Here is a 22,801-nt window from a genome sequence, read left to right as displayed (position 1 = left end):
AGTTCAATGAACCCTAACTTACGTAATTTCGCCTTGTGGGCGATCATAGCGCTTCTGCTGATCGCCCTTTTCAGTATGTTCCAGACGGCGCCGGCGCAGACGGGCTCCCGCGAAATCCCTTATTCGCAGTTTCTGCGTGAGGTCGATGCGGGCCGCGTGAAGGAAGTCGTGGTCACGGGGAACCGTCTCTCCGGAAGCTATGTTGAAAATGGCACCACCTTCCAGACCTATTCGCCCGTAATCGACGACAGCTTGCTTGATCGCCTGCAGTCTAAGAACGTCCTGGTTTCGGCCCGTCCTGAAACGGACGGTTCATCGGGTTTCCTCAGCTATCTCGGCACGCTTTTGCCGATGCTTCTGATTCTCGGCGTCTGGCTGTTCTTCATGCGGCAGATGCAGGGCGGCTCGCGCGGCGCGATGGGCTTCGGCAAGTCGAAGGCCAAACTGCTCACCGAAGCGCATGGCCGTGTGACCTTCGACGACGTCGCCGGTGTCGACGAAGCCAAGCAGGATCTCGAGGAAATCGTCGAATTCCTGCGCGATCCGCAGAAGTTCCAGCGTCTCGGCGGCAAGATCCCGCGCGGCGTGCTGCTCGTCGGTCCTCCGGGCACCGGTAAGACGCTGCTCGCCCGCTCGGTTGCCGGCGAAGCCAACGTGCCGTTCTTCACCATTTCAGGTTCCGACTTCGTCGAAATGTTCGTCGGCGTCGGCGCCAGCCGTGTACGAGACATGTTCGAGCAGGCGAAGAAGAATGCGCCCTGCATCATCTTCATCGACGAAATCGATGCCGTCGGCCGTCATCGCGGCGCCGGTCTCGGCGGCGGCAATGACGAACGCGAGCAGACGCTCAACCAGCTGCTGGTCGAGATGGACGGCTTCGAGGCAAATGAAGGCGTGATCCTGATTGCCGCCACCAACCGCCCTGACGTCCTCGACCCGGCGCTGCTGCGTCCCGGCCGTTTCGACCGTCAGGTCGTCGTGCCGAACCCAGACATCGTCGGTCGCGAGCGCATCCTCAAGGTACATGCCCGCAACGTTCCGTTGGCACCCAATGTCGATCTCAAGATTCTTGCCCGCGGCACGCCCGGGTTTTCCGGCGCCGACCTGATGAACCTCGTCAACGAAGCCGCACTCATGGCCGCCCGCCGCAACAAGCGCGTCGTCACCATGCAGGAATTCGAAGACGCCAAGGACAAGATCATGATGGGCGCCGAGCGCCGTTCCTCGGCAATGACCGAGGCGGAGAAGAAGCTCACCGCTTACCATGAGGCCGGACACGCCATTACCGCGCTCAATGTCGCGGTCGCCGATCCGCTGCACAAGGCGACGATCATTCCGCGCGGCCGTGCACTCGGCATGGTCATGCAGCTTCCCGAGGGCGACCGCTACTCGATGAGCTACAAGTGGATGGTTTCGCGTCTTTGCATCATGATGGGTGGCCGCGTCGCCGAAGAGCTTACCTTCGGCAAGGAGAACATCACGTCAGGTGCCTCCTCCGACATCGAACAGGCGACCAAGCTTGCCCGCGCGATGGTCACGCAATGGGGATTCTCTGACCAGCTCGGTCAGGTCGCTTATGGCGAGAACCAGCAGGAAGTCTTCCTCGGCCACTCGGTTTCGCAGTCGAAGAACGTTTCGGAAGCAACCGCGCAGAAGATCGACAATGAAGTGCGCCGCCTAATCGACGAAGCCTATACCCAGGCCCGTACGATCCTAACAGAAAAGCACGACGAATTCGTTGCTCTTGCCGAAGGTCTGCTCGAATACGAGACGCTGACCGGCGAAGAAATCAAAGCGTTGATCCGCGGTGAGAAGCCGTCTCGCGATCTTGGCGATGATTCACCGCCAAGCCGCTCGGCTGTTCCGAAGGCCGGCGCACGGCCTGCCACCAAGGGTGATGAGCCCGAAGGCGGCCTTGAACCGCAGCCGCATTGAGCGGCTAGCACCATCTTGAACAAGGCCGGATTTCCCAAACGGGAGACCCGGCCTTTTCCATTGGTAACGGGATATAATCATTTTTCTTGCTAATTTACGTGCTGATAGCCTCATTTTGTGGCATTCCGCTGAATTGAGGCAAGCGTGAATCACGCTCCTGAATGAACGACATTCCATGGAAGCCGGATTCGCTTGGAACGGTGCGCTGCCTTGACTGGCGCGCGGAAAAACGCAGGAGTGCAGATGAAAAGACGCTATTTCGGTACGGACGGCATTCGTGGCCAATCCAACGTCTTCCCGATGACGCCAGATCTCGCTATGCGGGTCGGCATTGCCGCCGGCACGATCTTCCGCCGCGGCAACCATCGCCACCGTGTCGTCATCGGCAAGGATACGCGTCTTTCCGGTTATATGCTTGAGAACGCCATGGTCGCGGGCTTCACGGCTGCCGGTCTCGATGCCTTTATTCTCGGCCCGATTCCGACACCGGCCGTCGCCATGCTGACGCGCTCGCTGCGCTGCGATATCGGCGTGATGATCTCGGCCTCGCACAATCCTTACGAGGATAACGGCATCAAGCTCTTCGGTCCGGATGGTTACAAGCTTTCCGACGACCTCGAAGCCGAGATCGAGGACCTGCTGGAAAAGGACCTGAACGCCCAGCTCGCCAAATCCGACGATATCGGCCGCGCCAAGCGCGTCGACGGCGTGCATGACCGCTATATCGAACATGCCAAGCGCACGCTGCCACGCGACGTGACGCTGCAGGGCCTGAGGATCGCGATCGACTGTGCCAATGGTGCTGCCTACAAGGTGGCGCCCGCCGTGCTCTGGGAGCTCGGTGCCGAGGTCGTCACCATCGGCAACGAGCCGAACGGCACCAACATCAATCTCAATTGTGGCTCCACCAGCCCGGTCGCTCTGCAGAAGAAGGTCGACGAGGTGCGCGCCGATATCGGCATCGCGCTCGACGGCGATGCGGACCGCGTCATCATCGTCGACGAAAACGGTTCGATCGTCGACGGCGACCAACTGATGGCCGTCATCGCCGAGAGCTGGGCCGAGAGCCACCAACTGCGCGGCAACGGCATCGTCGCCACGGTGATGTCCAATCTCGGCCTCGAGCGCTTCCTCGACGAGCGCGGTATGGCGCTTGCCCGCACGCGGGTCGGCGATCGTTACGTCGTCGAGCATATGCGCCAGCACAATTACAATGTCGGCGGCGAGCAGTCGGGCCACATCGTGCTTTCGGACTACGGTACGACGGGTGATGGTCTGGTCGCAGCGCTGCAGATCCTGGCCGCGGTCAAGCGCACCGGCCGGACCGTCAGCGAGGTCTGCCGCCGCTTCGAGCCGGTGCCGCAGCTCCTGCGCAATGTCCGCATCAGCGGCGGCAAGCCGCTGGAGGATATCCAGGTGCAGAAGGCGATCGCCGATGCCGAAGCCGAACTCGCCAAAAACGGCCGCCTCGTCATTCGCCCCTCGGGCACCGAGCCACTGATCCGCGTCATGGCCGAGGGCGACGACCGCGCTCAGATCGAGCGCATCGTCAACGAGCTGATCGGCACGATCTCGAACGTTCGAACCGCCGCCTGATTCTTTGTGGACATATCGGGCTCGACGGCAAGCTTGGCGACATGGTTGGGCCGATGCTCGGAGAATGGGCGACGAGTGCGCAACCCAGCCAAATCGTCTCGTCAGATCACTTCAGAGACTTTTACTGCGGCAATCCATGTTTCCTCTACCGGAAGCTTCAAGATCTCCGGTAAATAATCGTGGTTAAGTAGCTTTTAACGTTTCCCATTCATTATCCATCCGAAGCGTATCGGTTTGGCAGCGACTTGAGCCTGCCGACTCAACGAATTTTGGAGTGGGATCCATGAAAAGAAGCTTGTCCGGCATCTTCGCCGCATTATTGATCGCGACAAACGCCTATTCCGCCGACCTCGCCCCTGCCGAGCCTATCCCGGAACAGCCGCCCGAAGTGACGGTCAGCGAAGCGACCGGCTGGTATCTGCGCGGCGATGTCGGTTATGCCTTCACCGATCTGCGCGGAGCACGCTATTTCCAGGGCAGCAATGCCAGCGAGGTCGATTTCGACCGTGCCGACCTGGACGATGCATGGACGGTCGGCGGCGGTGTCGGTTATCAGATCAACAGCTATCTGCGCACCGATCTGACGTTCGACTATCTGACGCAGGCTGATTTCAAGGGCTCGACGGTCGGGCAGTGCGGCTTCCCCTTGGTGGATTGCACTTCCAGCGACCGCTCTTCGCTGACTGCCTACACGCTGCTCGCCAACGCTTACGTCGATCTTGGCACCTATGGTTACGTCACGCCTTATGTCGGTGCCGGTATCGGCGGTTCCTATGTGAAGTGGAAGAACCTGCGTAACGTCGCCTGCGCCGATGACGGCAGCTTCTGCGACGACCAGGTCACCCATGGCGGCAAGGGCAACTGGCGCTTCACCTACGCTCTCATGGCCGGCGCCTCGATCGACGTCACCTGCAACGTCAAGGCCGATGTCGGCTACCGCTACCTGCATATCGACGGCGGCAACATGTTCGGTTATGCCGAAAACGGCGGCCCCGGCCGCGACAAGGGTCTCAGCGTCCACGAAGCCCGCGTCGGCGCCCGCTATCTGTTCGGCGGCTGCGCCCAGGCGAGCTATGAACCTCCGCCGGAAATCCCGCTGCAGCCGGCGGTCTACAAGTAAGCGCAATTCGCCTAGATCAGAGAGCCGCCCATCCGGGCGGCTTTTTGCTGCGTCAAGCGTGTCTGCGTCAAAATATCCTCTCTCTGCGACACTTCTATCTTGACTATGACGCCTGCTACCCATAGACACGGCGGCGGGACACCCTTCCCCAACGAAGGGCTTTCTATCTGAGAGGATAGCATCATGGCGAAGACCGCAAAGCCGGACATCCGTCCGCACAATACTCATTTTTCGTCTGGCCCTTGCTCGAAGCGCCCCGGTTGGTCGCTCGACGCCCTTTCCGACGCGGCTCTTGGCCGTTCGCATCGCGCGAAGGTCGGCAAGGCCAAGCTCAAGCAGGCCATCGACCTTACCCGTGAAATTCTCGACGTGCCGGCGGATTACCGCATCGGCATCGTTCCGGCGTCCGATACGGGTGCCGTCGAAATGGCGCTCTGGTCGCTGCTCGGCGAACGCGGCGTCGACATGCTCACCTGGGAAAGCTTCGGCGCCGGCTGGGTCACCGATGTCGTCAAGCAGCTGAAGCTCAAGGACGTGCGCAAGCTCGAGGCTGGTTACGGCGAGCTTCCCGATCTCTCCGCCGTCGATTTCGATCGCGATGTGGTCTTCACCTGGAACGGCACTACTTCGGGCGTGCGCGTGCCTAACGCCGATTTCATCTCTGCCGACCGCAAGGGCCTGACGATCTGCGACGCCACTTCGGCCGCTTTCGCGCAGGAACTCGATTTCGCCAAGCTCGATGTCGTCACCTTCTCCTGGCAGAAGGTTCTGGGCGGCGAGGGCGCCCACGGCGTCATCATCCTTTCGCCGCGCGCCGTCGAGCGTCTGGTCGCCTATACGCCGGCATGGCCGCTGCCGAAGATCTTCCGCATGACCTCTGGCGGCAAGCTGACCGAAGGCATCTTCCAGGGCGAAACGATCAACACGCCGTCGATGCTCTGCGTCGAGGACTATATCGACGCGCTTGTCTGGGCCAAGGGCCTTGGCGGCCTCAAGGCACTGATTGCGCGCGCCGATGCCAATGCCAAGGTCATTCATGACTTCGTCGCGGCAAACGACTGGATTGCCAATCTCGCCGTCAAGGCGGAAACGGCCTCCAACACCTCGGTCTGCCTGAAGATCGTCGACAAGGATATCGCAGCGCTCGACGACGACGGTCAGGCGAATTTCGCCAAGGGGCTGGTCGGCCTGCTCGAAAAGGAAGGCGTCGCCTATGACGTCGGCCATTACCGCGACGCGCCGTCCGGCCTGCGTATCTGGGCCGGCGCTACGATCGAGGCATCCGACATGCAGAAGCTGATGCCCTGGCTTTCCTGGGCCTTCGAAACGCAGAAGGCGCAGCTCGGCCAGGCTGCCGCCTGACGTGATCGCATCCGGCTCCGCCCCAGGGCGGAGCCCAGCATTCTAATTTCATCCATCGCTGAACACTTTTGAAGGAGGCCACAATGGCACCTCGCGTTCTCGTATCCGACGAATTGTCGGAAACCGCCGTCCAGATCTTCCGCGACCGCGGCGTCGAAGTCGATTTCGAACCGCAGCTCGGCAAGGATAAGGACCGTCTGCTCGAAGTCATCGGCAAGTATGATGGTCTGGCCATCCGCTCCGCCACCAAGGTGACGGAAAAGATCATCCAGGGGGCGACGAACCTCAAGGTCGTCGGCCGCGCTGGCATCGGCGTCGACAATGTCGATATCCCGGCTGCCTCGCGCCGCGGCATCATCGTCATGAACACGCCCTTCGGCAACTCGATTACGACAGCCGAACACGCGATTGCGCTGATGTTTGCCGTCGCTCGCCAGCTTCCGGCAGCCGATACCTCGACGCAGGCCGGCAAATGGGAAAAGTCGAAGTTCATGGGCGTCGAGATCACCGGCAAGACGCTCGGCGTCATCGGTGCCGGCAATATCGGCTCGATCGTCTGCGCCCGTGCCATCGGCCTGAAGATGCATGTCGTCGCCTATGACCCGTTCCTCTCCAAGGAGCGCGCCGAGGAGATGGGCGTCACCAAGGTCGAGCTGGAGGAGCTTTTCGCCCGCGCCGACTTCATCACGCTGCATGTGCCGATGACCGACAAGACGCGCGGCATCCTCAACAAGGAAGCGCTGGCAAAGACTAAGCCGGGGGTGCGTATCATCAACTGCGCCCGTGGCGGCCTGGTCGATGAAGCAGCGCTTGCCGAAGCCATCAAGTCCGGCCATGTCGCCGGTGCCGCCTTCGACGTGTTCGAGGTCGAGCCCGCCAAGGAAAGCCCGCTCTTCGGCCTGCCGAACGTCGTCTGCACGCCACATCTCGGCGCCTCGACGACCGAGGCTCAGGAAAACGTCGCCCTGCAGGTGGCCGAACAGATGGCGGATTACCTCGTCAAGGGTGCGGTCTCCAACGCCATCAACATGCCGTCGATCACCGCTGAGGAAGCGCCGATCCTGAAGCCCTTCATCCGCCTTGCCGACGTTCTCGGCGCCTTCGTCGGGCAAGTCACCGAAGAGCCGATCAAGGAAATCGAGATCCTCTACGACGGCATCACCGCCAACATGAACACACGGGCGCTGACGAGTGCGGTGCTTGCCGGTCTCATCCGCCCACAGGTCGCCGACGTCAACATGGTTTCGGCGCCAATCATGGTCAAGGAAAAAGGCGTCGTGCTTTCCGAGGTCAAGCGCGACAAGACCGGTGTCTTCGATGGCTATATCAAGCTGACGGTGACGACCGAAAGCATGACGCGTTCGGTCGCCGGCACCGTGTTTTCGGATGGCAAGCCGCGGTTCATCCAGATCAAGGGCATCAACCTCGATGCCGATGTCGGCTCGCACATGATCTATATCACCAATACCGACGTCCCCGGCATGATCGGCTTCATCGGCACGACGCTTGGCGGTGCCGGCGTCAACATCGCAAACTTCCAGCTCGGGCGTGACAAGCAGGGCGGTGACGCCATCGCGCTGCTCTATGTCGATGGCAAGGTTGAAGACGCCGTGCTTGCGCAGTTGACGGCCAACCAGGCGATCCGCCAGGCAAAGCTGCTCACCTTCAACATCGACTGAGTTCGCCCTCCCAAGGCAAGACACGGAAAACCCGGCGCATAAATCGCGCCGGGTTTTCCTTATCAGGAACGGATGAGGCTTAGTGGTACCGGCGACGGCGGACGATCCTGCCGAGACGGGCGGCATCGTCTTCAGCCTTGGTGCGATGAAGGAAAGCGAGCCGGCTGCCGTCAAAACCCTGGAAGAATTCGTCCCAGGAAATTTCTTCCTGCGATTCCGAGGAAAAATCGACGCGGACGGTTTCGCTGTCCGGTGCGTTCTTGATACGGGCGGGATGGCCGCCGCGTTCTTCGATCCAATGTCTGATCCTGCTGTAATCCGTCGTTGCGCCCAACCTGCCCATGAAATCCTCCTCAGCAACGCAATTGCAACTTAGATCATCTGCAACGCACGATCGGCGGAATTGTTCCGGTTCATTCAAGTAAGTTTATCGAAGGCGGAAACCGCGATGGTAAACCCTCGGCTTTGCACATGCTGCAGGCGGAAGCCCAAAGTTTAAGTCTAGTATGATTCTGATTTTATTTAACTTTTCCTGGTATGCGCTTGGCATCGGCATCAACCGCGTGCGAATTCCATGGCCCCCTTGCAGAAGACCGAGCAGATCGAAGTACTGAACGACGACTTCCGGTCATTGTTTGCAACGCATCCGTCGCCGATGTGGGTCTACGATCCGATATCGCTGCATTTTCTCAGCGTCAACGAGGCGGCGGCAGCACTCTACGGCTACGGCGCAGACGAGTACCGGCACATGACGGTGCTCGATATCCGCCCCCAGCATGAGCGGGAGCGGATGATCGACGCCGTCAATGGCCGTACCGACATGGAAAAGGCAGAGCGTTGGGCTCACCTCAAGGCGAGCGGCGAGACCTTTGACGTGCTGACCTATGGCCGCGAAGTGCGTTTCGAGGGCCGAGCCGCGATCCTGGCGATCGTGCAGGACCGCACCGAGGTCAACGCAGCCAGACGTCAGATCAGCGATACGCGCTCGCTTCTCGACAGCATCGTCGACAACTTGCCGGTCGGCGTTTTTGTCAAGGACATGGAAGCGGACGGGCTTTACCTTCTTTTCAACGAGGCCTGCGGTGAAATTGTCGGCATGAGGGCGCAGGAGGTGGTCGGCCGAACCGACCGGGCGCTGTTTCCCGCCGGTCAGACAGATGCCTTTCGCGAGCAGGATCGCCGGGCCTTCGACGCCGATACGACGATCAGCTTCGAGGAGACTATGCTGCGCGCCGATGGCGTGCCACGCATCCTGCGCACCGTCAAACGCGCCTTGCCGACGCCGGAGGGCCGTGCACCGCGCTACCTGCTCGGCATCTCGCAGGACGTGACGGAGGAGCGCGCCGTCGAGGCAAAGCTTGCCCATCTTGCCATGCATGATTCCCTGACCGGCCTGCCGAACCGGGCAGCCTTTTCCAATCATATCAGCCAGCGCGCGGTCGAAGCGACCGCCGACAGCCCGATCGCGCTGCTCTATATCGACGTCGATCATTTCAAGCTTATCAACGACAGCAAGGGACATGCCGCCGGCGACGCGCTGCTTTGCCAAGTGTCGGAGCGGCTGCTGCGGCTGGCTGAGGAGGGCGATCTTGTCGCCCGTCTCGGCGGCGATGAATTCGCCATCGTGCTGGAGTTCGGCGAACCGGAGCGGGCCGGGCGTTTCGCGCAAGGGCTGTTGCAGACGCTTGCCGGCGCCTTCGATCTCGATGGCGTCCGGGAGCATGTCACCTGTAGCGTCGGTATCGCCCTGGCGCCCGCTCATGCCCGCGATGCAGACGTGCTGATGCGACACGCGGATCTGGCGCTCTATGCCGCCAAGGAGAACGGGCGTTCGACCTATCGTTTCTACGAGACGGAGATGCGGCTTGCCGCCGAGCGCCGGCATATGATGACCGCCGAGCTGTGGGAGGCGCTGGAGAAGCGCCAGTTCGAGCTGTACTACCAGCCGATCGTACAGCTCGACAATGACGACATCGCCGGCTTCGAGGCACTGATCCGCTGGCGCCACCCCAAGCGTGGGTTGGTTGCGCCGATGGAATTCATTCCGATCGCCGAGGAGACCGGCCTCATCGTGCCGATCGGCGACTGGGTGATCCGGGAAGCCTGCCGCGCGGCAGCCGGCTGGCCGACCCATTTGAGGATCGCCGTCAATCTCTCCGTCAGCCAGTTTCGACATGCAAGCCTGCTTTCGACAGTGGTCGCGGCGCTCAACGAAACGGGCCTCAATGCCGACCGGCTTGAAATCGAAATCACCGAGTCCGTGTTCCTGGCTGATGCCGATCAAAGCCTGCCGCTGCTGCGCGCACTGAAAGAGCTTGGCGTACGCATCGCCATCGACGATTTCGGCACCGGTTATTCGTCGCTGAGCTATCTCAGGTCGTTTCCGTTCGACAAGATCAAGCTCGACCGCAGCTTCGTTTCGGGCATTGAGACGGATGCCGGTAATCTCGCCATCGTCCGCGCCGTCGTCGGTATCGGTTCCGGCTTCAACGCGACGACGCTGGCCGAAGGGATCGAGACGGAAGAGCAGTTGCAGAAACTGCGCGCCGAAGGTTTCAGTGAGGTGCAGGGTTATCTGTTGGGCCGGCCGATGCCGCAGCACGACGCCGAGGTGCTGATCCACGGCCGCGCGCTGAGGGCCGCTTCGTCACGTTCATGATTTCCAAGCAGGCTTCGATGACGCCGCGACATTTGCAAATCTCGCCGCGCTCGATAGGGCGTGGTTCAGCGTCTGTGTGAATAGTTAAGTGATGACTTGACAATTGAACGTCACGACGCAATACTCAAGCCCATGCTTAACTATTCGACCATTGACGATATTCTGAAAGCCCTCGTCGAGCCGACGCGGCGGCAGATCGTCGAGCGGCTGAGCCGTGGCCCGGCCAGTGTCAGCGAGCTGGCGCAACCCTTCGACATGTCGCTTGCGGCGATCGTCCAGCATTTACAGGTGCTGGAGGAAAGCGGCCTCATCCGCAGCGAGAAGATCGGACGGGTTCGCACCTGCCGCATCGAGCCATCCGGCCTCGATCGGATCGCCGGCTGGGTGGCCGAGCGCAGAAGCCTGATGGAGCGGCGGTTCGATCGCCTGGGCGACATGCTTTCACAGCCGGCCGTAAATAACCAACGAGAGGGAAAAGAGTGATGACCGAGCAGTCCACGCAATCGACGGCCGCCGAACCAGCCGTTTCCCACGCCACCTTCGCCGTGGAGCGTGCCTATCCCGTGCCACCTGAGCGCGTCTTCTTCGCATTTGCTGATCTTGACAGCAAGCGGCGCTGGTTCGCCGAAGGCGAAGGGTGGGAGGTGCTGGAATTCACCTCGGATTTCAGTGTCGGCGGCGCCGAGTTTTCGCGCTTCCGCTTCGGTGATGGACCGGAGATCACCAACGACACGCAATACCAGAATATCGTGCCGGACGAGCGCATCGTCATCTCCTACCGGATGGCAGTGGGCGGAGTGCCGATCTCGGTCTCGCTGGCGACCATCGAATTCAGTCCCTCCGGCAGGGGCACAGTCATGACCTATACGGAGCAAGGCGTCTATTTCGACGATGCCTCGGCGGGCGCCAACCGCGAAATCGGCTGCAGCGAGCTGATGGAGGCCCTAGCAAGGGAACTTGATGTGGCCGCCTGAGAAGCAGGCATGCGGCCGGATGCCATCAAGCATTCGTCATTTTGAGAAAGGCGGGCGAAGCCGCATAATTGTCGTGGGCTGGATAGGAGGATGTGTATGAAACACTTTTCATTCTCGACGATCGGACTGGCGTTCGTAACCGCCATCATCGCCAATCCGAGCATCGCATTCGCCTGCAACAAGCTGATCGGCACCTGAGCCGCACCCCCGCTCCAAGGCGCGGCTTCGGCTGCGCCTTCTCTTCAGGCGGGAATGCGAAATATCGGTACCCGAAGGCTGCCCCTTGCGTCCACGGACAATCCTTTCTATATCGGTCCTTCATCGAGAGACGGCGGCCGATCCCGCCGAATATCGGCAAATCCGCCGCAATTGCAGCGCAAGGGCGGATCGTGACCCAAGCAGAATTTGGCACCACCGTTGAACACACTGGATTTTGACAAGCAGCCGGAAGATACCCGTGTCGTCGTCGCCATGTCGGGCGGCGTCGATTCATCGGTCGTCGCCGGCCTTCTCAAACGCCAGGGTTACGACGTGCTCGGCATTACGCTGCAGCTTTATGATCATGGCGCCGCCGTTCACCGCGCCGGTTCCTGCTGCGCCGGCCAGGATATCGACGATGCGCGTCGCGTCTGCGAAACGCTCGGCATTCCGCATTACGTGCTCGATTACGAAAAGCGCTTTCGCGAGACGGTGATCAATCCCTTCGCCGAAAGCTATGTGGCGGGCGAAACGCCGATTCCTTGCGTTTCCTGCAACCAGACCGTCAAGTTCGCCGATCTTCTGGCAACCGCCAAGGAGCTTGGCGCCGATGCGCTGGCGACCGGCCACTATATCCGCTCGGGCCTGAACCCTTCGCCCGAAAATCCCGGCCGCCGCGCGCTTTTCCGCCCGGCCGACGCCGATCGTGACCAGAGCTATTTCCTGTTCGCCACGACCCAGGAACAGATCGACTACCTCCGCTTTCCCTTGGGCGGCCTGCCGAAGGCCGAGACCCGCAGGCTCGCCGAAGAAATGGGCCTCGTCGTCGCCAAGAAGGCCGACAGCCAGGACATCTGCTTCGTGCCGCAGGGCAAATATTCCGACATCATCACCAAGCTGAAGCCGAATGCGGCACTCGCCGGTGAAATCGTCCATCTCGACGGCCGCGTGCTCGGAAGCCATGAGGGCATCCTGCACTTCACGATCGGCCAACGCCGCGGCATCGGCATCGCCACCGGCGAGCCGCTCTACGTGGTCTTTCTCGACGCCCGTTCGCGCCGCGTCATCGTCGGGCCGAAAGAGGCGCTGGAAACGCACCGCGTCTACCTGCGCGACGTCAATTGGCTGGGCGACGAGACGCTTGCGCAAGCCGCCTCCGGTAAAGGCTTCGCCTGTTACGCCAAGGTTCGCTCGACACGGGCGCCGGCACCCGCCGTGCTGCATATCAATGCGAACGGCACTTATGTCGACCTCACAGTCGGTGAGGCGGGTATCGCCCCCGGCCAGGCCTGCGCGCTTTATTCCGCACCCGGCGACAACGCCCGCGTTTTCGGCGGGGGTTTCATCGAGCGCTCCGAACGCGAACCTTCGGCGGAAGCTTCGCTGAAGGCCCTCTTGACCAGCCCCGTCGCCGCCTGAAACCGATAGGGAACAACAGGTGGTAAACCCACCGTTTTTCTCGATCATGCGCTTGACACAAAGCCGAAGCGCACCTTATAAGCCGCTCATCCCACGAGCCCGCTGCGCTTCGCGAGCAGGTGTCGTTTGGCCAGTGGCGGAGTAGCTCAGTAGGTCAGAGCAGAGGAATCATAATCCTTGTGTCGGGGGTTCAAATCCCTCCTCCGCTACCAGTCTTATCACGGACATTTCGACAGGCTGGACAGGAGCGCTTTGCTCGGTCTCGTTTTGGTCTCAGCTTTCCGGCGCGGGAAACCCCGCGCCGTCCAGGCACCAGTCAAACGATGAAATGAAAATCGTCGTATCGCGCACCATAATAATCCGGACCGCTCGTTTCTGTAATGACGGGCTCGGTGTCGAGCACAAGATAGTCGATTTTGCCCCAGGCGCTGAGATCGATCACTTGTGGTGCGTCCATGCTGTCGGCGGTCACGTTAACCGTGGTCGAGAACACGATATTGCCATTGAGATGACCTTCGATCGTCAGAACGTTGTCATAGTCCGACGTGCCGTTTGCGACGCTGAATTGCTCGATCTGGAAGGTTCCGCCATCGGCGGATAGAATGGGTGTCCAGAACACGCCGCCCGACAGAACATGGTTGCCGTCGGCTTCTTTCTGAACCGTGGCGTCGTCACCATCTCGCCAGGCGCCCCAATCGAAGCCTTTATAGCCGGTCGGGAAGTCGTATTTGCCGACATCCTCAAAATTGACGAATACGTCGCCACGTTCCGGCAAGTCGACAGCGATATTGAGCAAGCCGAAGTCCGTGGCGCCTTTGCCATCGGAAATCTTGAAATTGAACTGGTCGACGAGTTGATCCCCTGGGCCGAGCGCTGATACCACCGGGTTGGAATGATCGAGCGCATAAGTGTAACCACCGTCGGAATAGACAGTCAGCGTGCCGTATTTCCCCTCGATCGTCGTGCTCGTGGCGGGCCCGTTCGGATCGGCGGGTTGGGGAATTCGTTGTCCATTGACGAAGTTCAGGCGCACCCGATCTCCATCGACATCGGTGGAACTGGTATTTTCGAGGATGTCGCCACTGATCGGATCGTTGATATCGAAAACAGGCAAGTATACGTCAACTGCGACCGGCTTGTGGTTTGCCATTTCTACCTCCCTTGTGATGTTGTGTTCGACTATGCAACCCTGTCGGGTGGCTTGGCAATGTAAATTGCCGGAGCATGAGATTAATTCGTCTACTCCAGCCGGCAAATTCGACTGGCTGCAGCTCCCGGCACCAAATAAAGAAGGCGGCGATGACGTCGGTCCTGCTCGTAATTCAAGTGTTGGTGCTGCTGCGGTCTCGTCGGCCGTGGCAGAAGCATTCCTGGCAGGAAATAATGACCGGCCAACAATGACGTCGTCATGACGATATACCGAATGAGTTGCTGACGTACGAAGCGCAACCTTTGTGACGGAACGAGGGAATAACCGGGAGGGCCTACGGTTCTGCGATCGTCTCATTAGTGCAGCCCGCCGACCACGAGCAATGTCTCGACAGCATCATGAGCGCTGAAGAGACTTTCCAATGTTCCCGTCCAGGCCAGTCTGCCTCGCTCGAGAATGACGACCTGATCGGCGAAATCGAGCGCGCTCCGGATGCCTTCAAAACGCAGACCTCTATGGCTCGCGCACCAGTCTCAAATCTTCATATCAGAATGGCAATCCCACATAGTTCTCCGCGAGCGCCGTCGAGGCGGCGCGGGAATGAGTGAGATAATCGAGTTCCGCCTCCTGGATCTTCTGGTCGAAATCGCCGGTATCGGGAAAACGATGCATCATCGTCGTCATCCACCAGGAAAACCGCACGGCTTTCCACACACGGGCGAGTGCTTTCTGCGAGTAGGCGTCGATGCCGTCATCCGAGCCTTCGCGATAATGCTCGATCAGCCCGGAGAATAGATAATGGACGTCGCTGGCTGCAAGGTTCAGCCCCTTGGCGCCGGTCGGCGGAACGATATGGGCGGCGTCGCCGACCAGGAAAAGCCGGCCGAAACGCATCGGCTCGGCAACGAAAGAGCGTAAAGGAGCGATTGATTTCTCGAAGGACGGCGCAGTCGTCAACGCCTCGGCGTGATGCGCCGGCAGGCGCCGTCTCAACTCGTCCCAGAAGCGGTCGTCGCTCCAGTCTTCCGCCTTCTCGTCGCGCGAGCATTGGATATAATAGCGGCTGCGCGTGGCCGAGCGCATCGAACAGAGCGCGAAGCCCCTTGGATGGTTGGCGTAGATCAGCTCATGGCTGACAGGCGCCACGTCGGCAAGAACGCCCAACCAGCCGAAGGGATAGACCTTCTCGAAACGCCGGATCGCCCGTTCGGGGACGGCCTTGCGGCTGGCGCCGTGAAAGCCGTCACAGCCGGCGATGAAGTCGCAATCGATGCGCCCGGCAGCGCCGTCCTTTGTGTAGGTGAGGAAGGGAGCGCGGCCGTCGAAATCATGCGGCGCGACATCGGCGGCATCGTAGATCGACAGGGCGCCGCTTGCTTCGCGCCGCTCCATGAGATCGCGCGTCACCTCGGTCTGACCGTAGACCGTCACGCGCCGGCCGCCTGTCAGTTCATGCAGGTCGATGCGATGGTCGCGTCCGTCGAAGGCGAGTGAGAAACCGTCATGCGGCAGGCCTTCGGCATGCAGCCTCGCTGCCGCTTTGGCTTGATCCAGCAGTCCGACGGTGCCTTCCTCCAGAACGCCGGCGCGAACCCGGCCGAGGATGTAATCCTTGTTCACGCGATCGAGAATGACATTGTCGATGCCGGCCTCGGTCAGAAGCTGACCGAGCAGCAGGCCGGATGGCCCCGAGCCGATGATGGCGACCTTGGTTCGCAAATGCGTCCTCCCTGCATTTTTGCGTTTTGCCAGATTCTGCCCCGTCGCCCTTGCTGCAGCAATGGACATCCCGGCCTTAAAATTGCACTAATCGAACATTAGTGCGGGAGAGCCCGATGAGCAGACATGTCCCGACCTACGAGCTCTACGGTGAGAATACTGGGCGAGAGCCGGATTTTTGGTTGCATTGCGAAACAGTTCGCTCCCGCAGCAGCTTGCATCAATGGGAAATACGCCCGCACCGTCACGAGAGTTTCTTTCAGATATTGTACATCAAAGCGGGTTCCGGCGATGCGATCTTCGGCGAGGAGAGGCATGCCATCCGGCCGCCGGCAATCGTCACCGTACCGCCCGGGCTCAATCACGGCTTTCGGTTTTCACGCGATATCGACGGCATTGTGATCACCCTATTGCGATCCCATCTCAGCCATCTGCCCGGCGAGCGGAGCCAGCTCGGCGAATGGCTGGCGACGCCGCATCTGACGCCCCTCGATCCTGATAATGCCGAAGCTGTGTATGTCATGCAGACGGTGCGGCGACTGGGCGACGAATTCGAAAATCGCCGCAGCGGCCGCAACGAGACGCTGGGCGCCTACGTGGCTCTGGTGCTGCGGCTGACGGCGAGGATTTCACAGGAGGGAAACAGTGACGAACTTGCGTCGAATGAGAACGAGCGGCGCATGGAAAAGCTAAACGAGCTTCTTCAGCAGCATTTTCGATCGCACAAGCCCGCTTCCTTCTACGCCAGAGAACTCGGAGTTTCGCCGGCACATCTCACCCGGATCGTCCGGTCGATGACTGGCAGCACCCCGCACGCTTTGATCGCCGGCAAACTCGTCGACGAGGCGAAACGCCAGCTCGTTTTCACGCTTGGCAGCGTTCAGGAAATCGGATTTCGGCTCGGCTTTGCCGACCCCGCCTATTTCTCGCGCTTCTTCCTGAAATATACGGGAGAAACGCCGCGGGTCTGGCGCATGAGGGAGAAGGTTCGGCTTGAACGCGCGTAGGGTTTCGGCATTCGGCTACGCAATCGCAGGTCTCGGAATCATTGACGGCATCGTCGAGGGTGATTGCGCGGGTGAAACAGTTGCCGCCGTGCACGACGCGGTGGCCGGCGGCGCGGGTGGCGGCCATGTCGAAATGATCGCCGAGATGCGCAAAGGTCTCATCGATGACGCCGTGCAGGTCTTTCATCACCTCGGCCTTCAACGGCATGTCGAATGTCTGCGATCCCCGGTTTAGTCCGAGTAAGAGCGGCTCGGCGCGGAAATCGATCACGCCCTTGCCGAGGCGCCCCGCTTTGGCGCCATCAATCGCGAAGATATCGATCTTGCTGGGATTGTGACGCCGCATGTTCATGGACGCGCCGGCCGGATATCGGTGACGGTCTATCGTCCGATGTCAGTGGCTCACGGGCCAGACAGGCGTCATGAGAGCTTCACGCGGCGGAATTATTAACAAAAGGCAAATTTGCAAAACGGAATAAGGAACTATGCCATGGCCGATATTGCCCCCAGCCAGGTTCATAGCGACGCTTCCCACCCGCTCCACAGTTCGAATTCGGCCGGCAAATGGTTCTTGCCGGTATTCGGGCTGGTTCTGGTCTGCGGCCTCGGATATGTCGCCTATGCACTCGGACGCGACCTGACAACCGCAGTTGCCGTTCCCTGGATTCTCTTGGGCCTTGCACTGCTGATTGCGCTCGGCTTCGAATTTGTCAACGGTTTCCACGATACGGCCAATGCCGTCGCCACTGTCATCTACACCCGTTCCATGCCGGCGGAATTCGCCGTCATCTGGTCCGGCTTCTTCAACTTTCTCGGCGTACTGACCTCGAGCGGCGCCGTCGCCTTCGGCATTCTGGCGCTGCTGCCGGTGGAACTGATCCTGCAGGTGGGCTCCGGCTCTGGCCTTGCCATGGTGTTTGCGCTGCTGATCGCCGCGATCGTCTGGAATCTCGGCACTTGGTATCTCGGCCTGCCGTCGTCGAGTTCGCATACGCTGGTGGGATCGATCATCGGCGTCGGCCTAGCAAACCAGTTCCTGGCACCAGCCGGCACTGCGACCAGCGGCGTCGACTGGTCGCAGGCGACCAATATCGGCCTGTCGCTGCTGATCTCGCCGCTGATCGGCTTCGGTCTCTCCGCGGTGCTTCTGCTGGTCATGAAGCTTCTGGTGCGCAACAAGGCGCTCTATGCCGAACCGAAGGGCAACCAGCCGCCGCCGCTCTGGATCCGTGCGATCCTGATCTTCACCTGCACCGGCGTCAGCTTCGCCCACGGTTCCAATGACGGCCAGAAGGGCATGGGCCTCATCATGCTCATCCTGATCGGCCTCGTGCCGACAGCTTTCGCACTAAACCGCACGCCCGATGTCAACTATCTTGAAGCCTACAAGTCGGCATCGGTCCAGGTGGAAGCCGCGCTCGGCAAATATGTGAAGCCAGGCGTGACCGTCACCGACTACAAGGCCGAAGTCAGCAACGCCGTCAAGAACAAGACCTGGACGGATGCGACGACGCCGGCCCTGCAGCAATATATTCATCAGACGAGCGCCGAAGTCGCTGGCTTCCCGACGCTCGAAGCGGTGCCGACCAATCTCGTCGGCAACGTCCGCAATGACATCTACTTGATTGGCGAGGCGCTGAAGCTGATTGACAAGCAGAAGCTGTTGCCGATGGATGCCGGCGATCTCCTCGCGGTGACGAACTATCACAAGGCGGTCGACAACGCGACGAAGTTCATCCCGCTCTGGGTAAAGGTGGCGGTCGCGATCGCGCTTGGCCTCGGCACGATGGTGGGCTGGAAGCGTATCGTCGTCACCGTCGGCGAGAAGATCGGCAAGACGCATCTGACCTACGGGCAGGGAGCGGCAGCCGAAGTCGTCGCGATGATCACCATCGCCTCGGCCGATCAACTCGGCCTGCCGGTCTCGACCACGCATGTGCTGTCGTCGGGCGTCGCCGGCACCATGGCGGCGAACGGTTCCGGCCTGCAATGGTCGACCGTGCGCAACATGCTGATGGCCTGGGTGCTGACGCTGCCGGCCTCGATCGCAATCGCCTTCGTGCTCTTCGTAATCCTGCGTCAGGTCTTTTAGAGCAAATTCCAGGAAAAGTGCGAAGCAGTTTTCCGTCCGGAATTGCGTCAAAAAGGTAGGCATAACGTCAGGCCGTTGAGGCTAGACTGGCATTACGATCGCTGATGAAGATGCCCGCCTCGGCGGCGGGCATCGCCTTACCGAAAAGATAGCCTTGGCCGATGTCGCAGCCGAGCTGCAGCAGGAAGGCGAGCTGGCCGTGCTCCTCGACGCCCTCAGCGGTCGTCTTGATGTTGAGGCTCCTGCCGAGTCCGAGCATGGCGCGGACGATTTTTTCCTGACGTTCGTCGTCGCGATAGGTGGCGATGAAGCTTTTGTCGATCTTGATCTTGTCGAAACGATAGCGGGCGAGCTGGGCCAGGCTCGAATAGCCCGTGCCGAAATCGTCGAGTGCGATCTGGATGCCGGCGGCGTGCAGTTCGTCGAGAATCACGGCGGCGATGGCCGGATCCTGGATCAGCGCGTTCTCGGTGATCTCGACTTCCAGGCGCTGCGGCGGCAGCCGGCTTGCCGAAAGCACCTTGAGAATGCGCGAGGTCAACAGCCTGTCTTCCATCTGGACCGGCGAGACGTTGAAAGACAATGTCACATGCTCGGGCCAGGTGAGTGCATCGCTGCAGGCCTGAGCAAGGAGATCCTCGAACAGCGCAGTGATCATGCCGGTTTCCTCGGCGATATCGATGAAGACCGGAGGCGGAATGTTGACGCCATCGTCGCCGATCCAACGCGCCAACGCCTCGAAGCCGCAGAGCTGACCGGTCTTCAGGTCGATCAGCGGCTGATAGAAGGGTTTGATCGCCTTATTGGCGATTGCCCCGCGCAGCCGGGTTTCCAGTGCAGCGCGTTCCGTTACCTTGTCCTGCATTGCAGGTTCGAAAACGAAATAGTGGTTGGGTCCTCGAGATTTCGCCTCGTACATGGCGAGGTCGGCACGATGAGCGGCATCTTCCAGCGGTTCGGCTCGCTCGGCCCAACGGTCATAGCCGACGCTGGCGCCGACTTCGACGGCAAAACCATCGATATGGATCGGCCGGGTGACGGCTTGGATCAGCAGCCTGGCAAAACGCTCCTCGCGCTGCGCCGTCAGAGCAAAGGCGACAATGATGAATTCGTCGCCGCCGAAGCGATAGACGCAATCGGCGTTGCCGAGCGCGCAGATCCGTCTGGCAACCTCGATCAACAGAACGTCGCCGCCCTTGTGACCGACGAGATCGTTGACCTTCTTGAAGCCGTCGAGATCGACGGAGAAGATGGTGACGTTGCGGCTCCACTCTTCGACCTCGTACTCGTCGTCCTTGACTGGCCGTGAGAGAATCTTGCGCTCGAAGGCGTAGCGGTTCGGCAGTTTGGTCAGATGGTCGTGGGTGGCGGTCCAATCGGCCTTCGCCTGAGCGGCGGCGCGCAGTTCGGTTTCCTTGCGCAGGTCGGCGATGCGCAGCACCGAATAGATGAAGCTCATGGCGCCGGCGATACCGAGCGCCAGAACGAGCTTGTCGGCGCCGTATTCGCCGAAACCGGTCATGAAGAAGACAAGGCTGTCGTCAAGCTGCAACAGCGCGCCGAGGAGCCAGAGGGTTATCCCAAGCCCGACAATCGACACGCATTGCCTTCCGGCCTTGCTTTGGAAAAACACCGGCATATGGTCTTCTCCGACTCCACCCGCGCCGAAGTAATCATGAAAGTCTGAAATGTTCGTTGAAACCAGAAGGCGAATTATCAGAGGGGCAGCCTATGGCTGTGCCGTGGAGGGACTGAGGGCGCTTTCGCGGAACCGGGTAAAACGCTGAGCGCGATCGTCGTCGTGGTTGCAGACCGGCAGGCGGGGGAAAGAACGAAGGCGAGCGTGCCGTGGCACCGCTCGCCCTTTTCGTGCTTCAGGCGGTAACGATCAGCAGCGGTACGCTGACGATGAGACCGACCAGAACCGCAATTGTGGCGACACGCACCAAACGCAGGCGCCGCGTGCGCTCCCCACTCCAGTCATATGTCATGTCTTCCATCTCCTTGGGACAAGGAAGTAGTCCCGGTAGAACCGGGTTCAATAGAGATGACGCGATTTGCTTGTGTAAGGCTGGATAAAATGAGGGATCGCTAATGCTGGAATCGCAGAGACCAGCGCCGTCCATTGCTGGTCATGCGAACAATGCCAAGCGGCTCGACGTCGACGAGCCAGAAGGAGGAGAGCGGCGCCTGAAGTACGTACGCGATCGCCGCTCGGATGACGGCCGCGTGGCTGACGGCGATCACATGGCCGCCGAGAGCGGATTCATTGTCCATCCAACCGCCGACACGTGTTCTGAGATCAACAAGGCTCTCGCCCCCGTGCGGAGCCGCTTCAGGATCGCACATCCAGGCCATGAGGTTCTCCGGCTCTTCTGCCTCGATCGCTGCGATCGACCTGCCGGCCCAGCGCCTGTGATCGCAGTCGCGAAGCGCCTGATCTATCCGGGCGTCGAGGCCGAGGGCTTCGGCCGTCTGGCGGGCGCGCAAAGCCGGGCTGGTGACAATACGATCGGCGCGGGGCAGGGCGGTCATCCTGGCCGCTTCTTCCGCGGCCTTGTTGTCCAGCGGTTCATCGAGCGGGAACAGGGCCTTGCGGCTCGCTGCCGTCGCGCCGTGGCAGATCCAGATAAGTCGCGTATTCACGGTCGTTGCGATCTCCGGATAGCGGTGGGAACAGCCCTTCGCCGCTTCATGAAGTTTCGTTGACAGGCTCTTCGGCCTGCAGATATAACCGTGCTGTTGCGGGTTTGGAAGCCGGTGTAAATCCGGCACGGTCGCGCCGCTGTGACCAGCGTGTCGAAGGTTCTTCGCGCTGGAAGTCAGACCCTGCCGCATAAGCACTCTTTCGACTGAACGCGTCATTCCCGGAGGAATACATGTCTGACACCACTTTTGCGCCCGTCGCGGCACCGGCGCCAATCCCGGTAGGAGAAATCCTGCCTTGGGCGATCTTCGGCGGCCTGTTGATGCTGATCGCCATCTATTTCGTCGGCACCGAGGAAGGCGCGATGGCGCTGTTCAACGGCATGTATGTGCACGAATTCGTGCATGACGGCCGTCATCTCCTCGGCTTTCCCTGCCACTAAGGGGGATCCTGACATGGTCGGAAATCTTCTACTTCGCGGCATGCTCGCGGGGTTGATCGCTGGTATTCTGGTTTTTGCTTTCGCGCATATCTTCGGCGAGCCGCTGGTCGATGCGGCGATCGCCTTCGAGGAGGCGAGCGCCCAGGCGGCGGGCGAAGCTGCCGAACCTGAGATCGTCAGCCGTGCCACGCAGGCCGGTCTTGGCCTCTTCACCGGCGTCATGGCCTACAGCATTGCCGTCGGCGGGCTTTTCGCGCTCGCTTTCGCTTTCGTGCACGGCCGCATCAGCAGGCTTTCGGCACGCGGCACCTCGGCGGTCATCGCCCTTGCCGCCTTCGTGGCGATCGTCGTCGTTCCCGGTATCAAGTATCCGGCCAATCCGCCGGCGGTCGGCAATCCCGATACGATCGGCGTCAGGACCGAGCTGTTCTTCCTGATGATCGTCGTCTCGATCGCTGCTTTGATTGCCGCGGTGGCGCTGTCGCGGCGCCTTTCCGAGCGTTTCGGTCTGTGGAACGGGGCGATCATCGCCGGCATCACCTATCTCGTCTTCATGGGCCTGGTGTTCTATTTGCTGCCGTCGATCAACGAAGTGCCGGAGAAGTTCTCGGCGATGGTGCTCTGGCGTTTCCGCACGACCTCGCTCGGCATGCAGGTGATCCTCTGGGCAACGCTCGGTCTTGGCTTCGGAGCGCTGGCGGAAAAGCTGCTTGCCGTGAAGGGCGGGCAGCGGGCTCGACCGGCACCGGCATTTCACTGAACGCATCGAGGGGCGCCGCCTTGCCGGCGCCCTCAAGTTTTT

Annotated in this window: 18 protein-coding genes, 1 tRNA gene, 2 pseudogenes and 1 riboswitch; of the genes and pseudogenes, 14 read left to right on the top strand and 7 right to left on the bottom strand. The window is 60.7% G+C overall.

Going from position 1 to position 22,801, the window contains the following annotated elements; translation table 11 throughout:
- Window positions 1-6: 6 nt before the first annotated feature.
- The 5 genes from ftsH (at window position 7) to serA (ending at window position 7,692) form a co-directional block, all read left to right on the top strand.
- Window positions 7-1,935 carry an ATP-dependent zinc metalloprotease FtsH gene (gene ftsH / locus HJB84_RS16395; protein ID WP_207581661.1) on the top strand — a complete coding sequence of 643 codons (1,929 nt, stop codon included), beginning with the start codon at window positions 7-9 and terminating at the stop codon, window positions 1,933-1,935.
- A 243-nt stretch (window positions 1,936-2,178) separates the two neighbouring features.
- Window positions 2,179-3,531 carry a phosphoglucosamine mutase gene (gene glmM, locus HJB84_RS16390; protein ID WP_221116377.1) on the top strand — a complete coding sequence of 451 codons (1,353 nt, stop codon included), beginning with the start codon at window positions 2,179-2,181 and terminating at the stop codon, window positions 3,529-3,531.
- A 283-nt stretch (window positions 3,532-3,814) separates the two neighbouring features.
- Window positions 3,815-4,651 carry an outer membrane protein gene (locus tag HJB84_RS16385; protein WP_207581660.1) on the top strand — a complete coding sequence of 279 codons (837 nt, stop codon included), beginning with the start codon at window positions 3,815-3,817 and terminating at the stop codon, window positions 4,649-4,651.
- A gap of 183 nt (window positions 4,652-4,834) precedes the next feature.
- Complete coding sequence (locus HJB84_RS16380) at window positions 4,835-6,013, top strand: phosphoserine transaminase (protein WP_221116376.1); 1,179 nt, start codon at window positions 4,835-4,837, stop codon at window positions 6,011-6,013.
- An 83-nt stretch (window positions 6,014-6,096) separates the two neighbouring features.
- Window positions 6,097-7,692: a phosphoglycerate dehydrogenase gene (gene serA, locus HJB84_RS16375; protein ID WP_221116375.1), complete on the top strand. Its 1,596-nt coding sequence runs from the start codon at window positions 6,097-6,099 to the stop codon at window positions 7,690-7,692.
- Between the two features lie 79 nt (window positions 7,693-7,771).
- Here serA and HJB84_RS16370 read toward each other — a convergent pair whose 3' ends face one another.
- On the bottom strand, window positions 7,772-8,035 hold the full coding sequence (locus HJB84_RS16370; protein WP_207581657.1) for a hypothetical protein: 264 nt from the start codon (window positions 8,033-8,035) through the stop codon (window positions 7,772-7,774).
- A 231-nt stretch (window positions 8,036-8,266) separates the two neighbouring features.
- Between HJB84_RS16370 and HJB84_RS16365 the strand changes: the two genes are divergently transcribed.
- The 5 genes from HJB84_RS16365 to HJB84_RS16345 all read left to right on the top strand — a co-directional run bounded on the left by HJB84_RS16365 (window position 8,267) and on the right by HJB84_RS16345 (window position 13,154).
- Window positions 8,267-10,351, top strand: coding sequence for a bifunctional diguanylate cyclase/phosphodiesterase (locus HJB84_RS16365; protein ID WP_221116374.1), 2,085 nt, complete (start codon window positions 8,267-8,269; stop codon window positions 10,349-10,351).
- A 132-nt stretch (window positions 10,352-10,483) separates the two neighbouring features.
- Window positions 10,484-10,834, top strand: a complete 351-nt coding sequence (locus HJB84_RS16360; RefSeq protein WP_207584371.1) for a helix-turn-helix transcriptional regulator — start codon at window positions 10,484-10,486, stop codon at window positions 10,832-10,834.
- Window positions 10,834-11,325 (top strand): SRPBCC family protein, encoded by a 492-nt coding sequence (locus HJB84_RS16355; RefSeq protein ID WP_221116373.1) that lies wholly within the window; start codon window positions 10,834-10,836, stop codon window positions 11,323-11,325. The genes HJB84_RS16360 and HJB84_RS16355 overlap by 1 nt, the downstream gene beginning before the upstream one ends.
- A 417-nt stretch (window positions 11,326-11,742) precedes the next feature.
- Window positions 11,743-12,942, top strand: a complete 1,200-nt coding sequence (gene mnmA / locus HJB84_RS16350) for a tRNA 2-thiouridine(34) synthase MnmA (protein WP_221116372.1) — start codon at window positions 11,743-11,745, stop codon at window positions 12,940-12,942.
- 135 nt (window positions 12,943-13,077) lie between these two features.
- Window positions 13,078-13,154: transfer RNA gene (locus HJB84_RS16345), tRNA-Met, on the top strand.
- 104 nt (window positions 13,155-13,258) lie between these two features.
- On the opposite strand, the gene HJB84_RS16340 is transcribed toward HJB84_RS16345, so the two are convergent.
- From HJB84_RS16340 to pobA, 3 genes and pseudogenes are all read right to left on the bottom strand, one after another.
- Complete coding sequence (locus HJB84_RS16340; protein ID WP_221116371.1) at window positions 13,259-14,092, bottom strand: VCBS domain-containing protein; 834 nt, start codon at window positions 14,090-14,092, stop codon at window positions 13,259-13,261.
- Window positions 14,093-14,448: 356 nt separating this feature from the next.
- A pseudogene (locus HJB84_RS34115) lies at window positions 14,449-14,586 on the bottom strand (ABC transporter ATP-binding protein); the annotation flags it as partial.
- A gap of 52 nt (window positions 14,587-14,638) precedes the next feature.
- Entirely contained in the window at window positions 14,639-15,811 is a 1,173-nt protein-coding gene (gene pobA, locus HJB84_RS16335) for a 4-hydroxybenzoate 3-monooxygenase (protein WP_221116370.1), read from the bottom strand.
- Between the two features lie 116 nt (window positions 15,812-15,927).
- Here pobA and HJB84_RS16330 point away from each other — a divergent pair, with 116 nt between their 5' ends.
- Window positions 15,928-16,818 (top strand): helix-turn-helix domain-containing protein, encoded by an 891-nt coding sequence (locus HJB84_RS16330; protein ID WP_221116369.1) that lies wholly within the window; start codon window positions 15,928-15,930, stop codon window positions 16,816-16,818.
- A 34-nt stretch (window positions 16,819-16,852) separates the two neighbouring features.
- Here the strand turns inward: HJB84_RS16330 and HJB84_RS33605 are convergent.
- Window positions 16,853-17,170, bottom strand: a pseudogene (locus HJB84_RS33605) (acetate/propionate family kinase); the annotation flags it as partial.
- A 138-nt stretch (window positions 17,171-17,308) separates the two neighbouring features.
- On the opposite strand from HJB84_RS33605, the gene HJB84_RS16320 reads away from it, so the two are divergent.
- Complete coding sequence (locus HJB84_RS16320; protein WP_221116368.1) at window positions 17,309-18,910, top strand: inorganic phosphate transporter; 1,602 nt, start codon at window positions 17,309-17,311, stop codon at window positions 18,908-18,910.
- 67 nt (window positions 18,911-18,977) lie between these two features.
- Here HJB84_RS16320 and HJB84_RS16315 read toward each other — a convergent pair whose 3' ends face one another.
- Window positions 18,978-20,549, bottom strand: a complete 1,572-nt coding sequence (locus HJB84_RS16315; protein WP_221116367.1) for a bifunctional diguanylate cyclase/phosphodiesterase — start codon at window positions 20,547-20,549, stop codon at window positions 18,978-18,980.
- A gap of 452 nt (window positions 20,550-21,001) precedes the next feature.
- Entirely contained in the window at window positions 21,002-21,556 is a 555-nt protein-coding gene (locus HJB84_RS16310; RefSeq protein WP_207581640.1) for a histidine phosphatase family protein, read from the bottom strand.
- A 77-nt stretch (window positions 21,557-21,633) separates the two neighbouring features.
- A riboswitch (adenosylcobalamin (AdoCbl) riboswitch) is annotated at window positions 21,634-21,776 on the top strand.
- Window positions 21,777-21,789: 13 nt separating this feature from the next.
- Here HJB84_RS16310 and HJB84_RS16305 point away from each other — a divergent pair.
- Both HJB84_RS16305 and HJB84_RS16300 read left to right on the top strand, forming a co-directional pair.
- A complete protein-coding gene (locus HJB84_RS16305; RefSeq protein ID WP_065692515.1) occupies window positions 21,790-21,999 on the top strand; it encodes a CbtB domain-containing protein in 210 nt (69 codons plus the stop codon).
- Between the two features lie 13 nt (window positions 22,000-22,012).
- On the top strand, window positions 22,013-22,759 hold the full coding sequence (locus tag HJB84_RS16300) for a CbtA family protein (RefSeq protein ID WP_221116366.1): 747 nt from the start codon (window positions 22,013-22,015) through the stop codon (window positions 22,757-22,759).
- Window positions 22,760-22,801: the final 42 nt, after the last annotated feature.

This window comes from Rhizobium sp. NZLR1b, from assembly GCF_019685155.1.
Taxonomy (GTDB): Bacteria; Pseudomonadota; Alphaproteobacteria; order Rhizobiales; family Rhizobiaceae; genus Rhizobium.
This window is presented reverse-complemented; position numbering and strand designations above follow the sequence as displayed.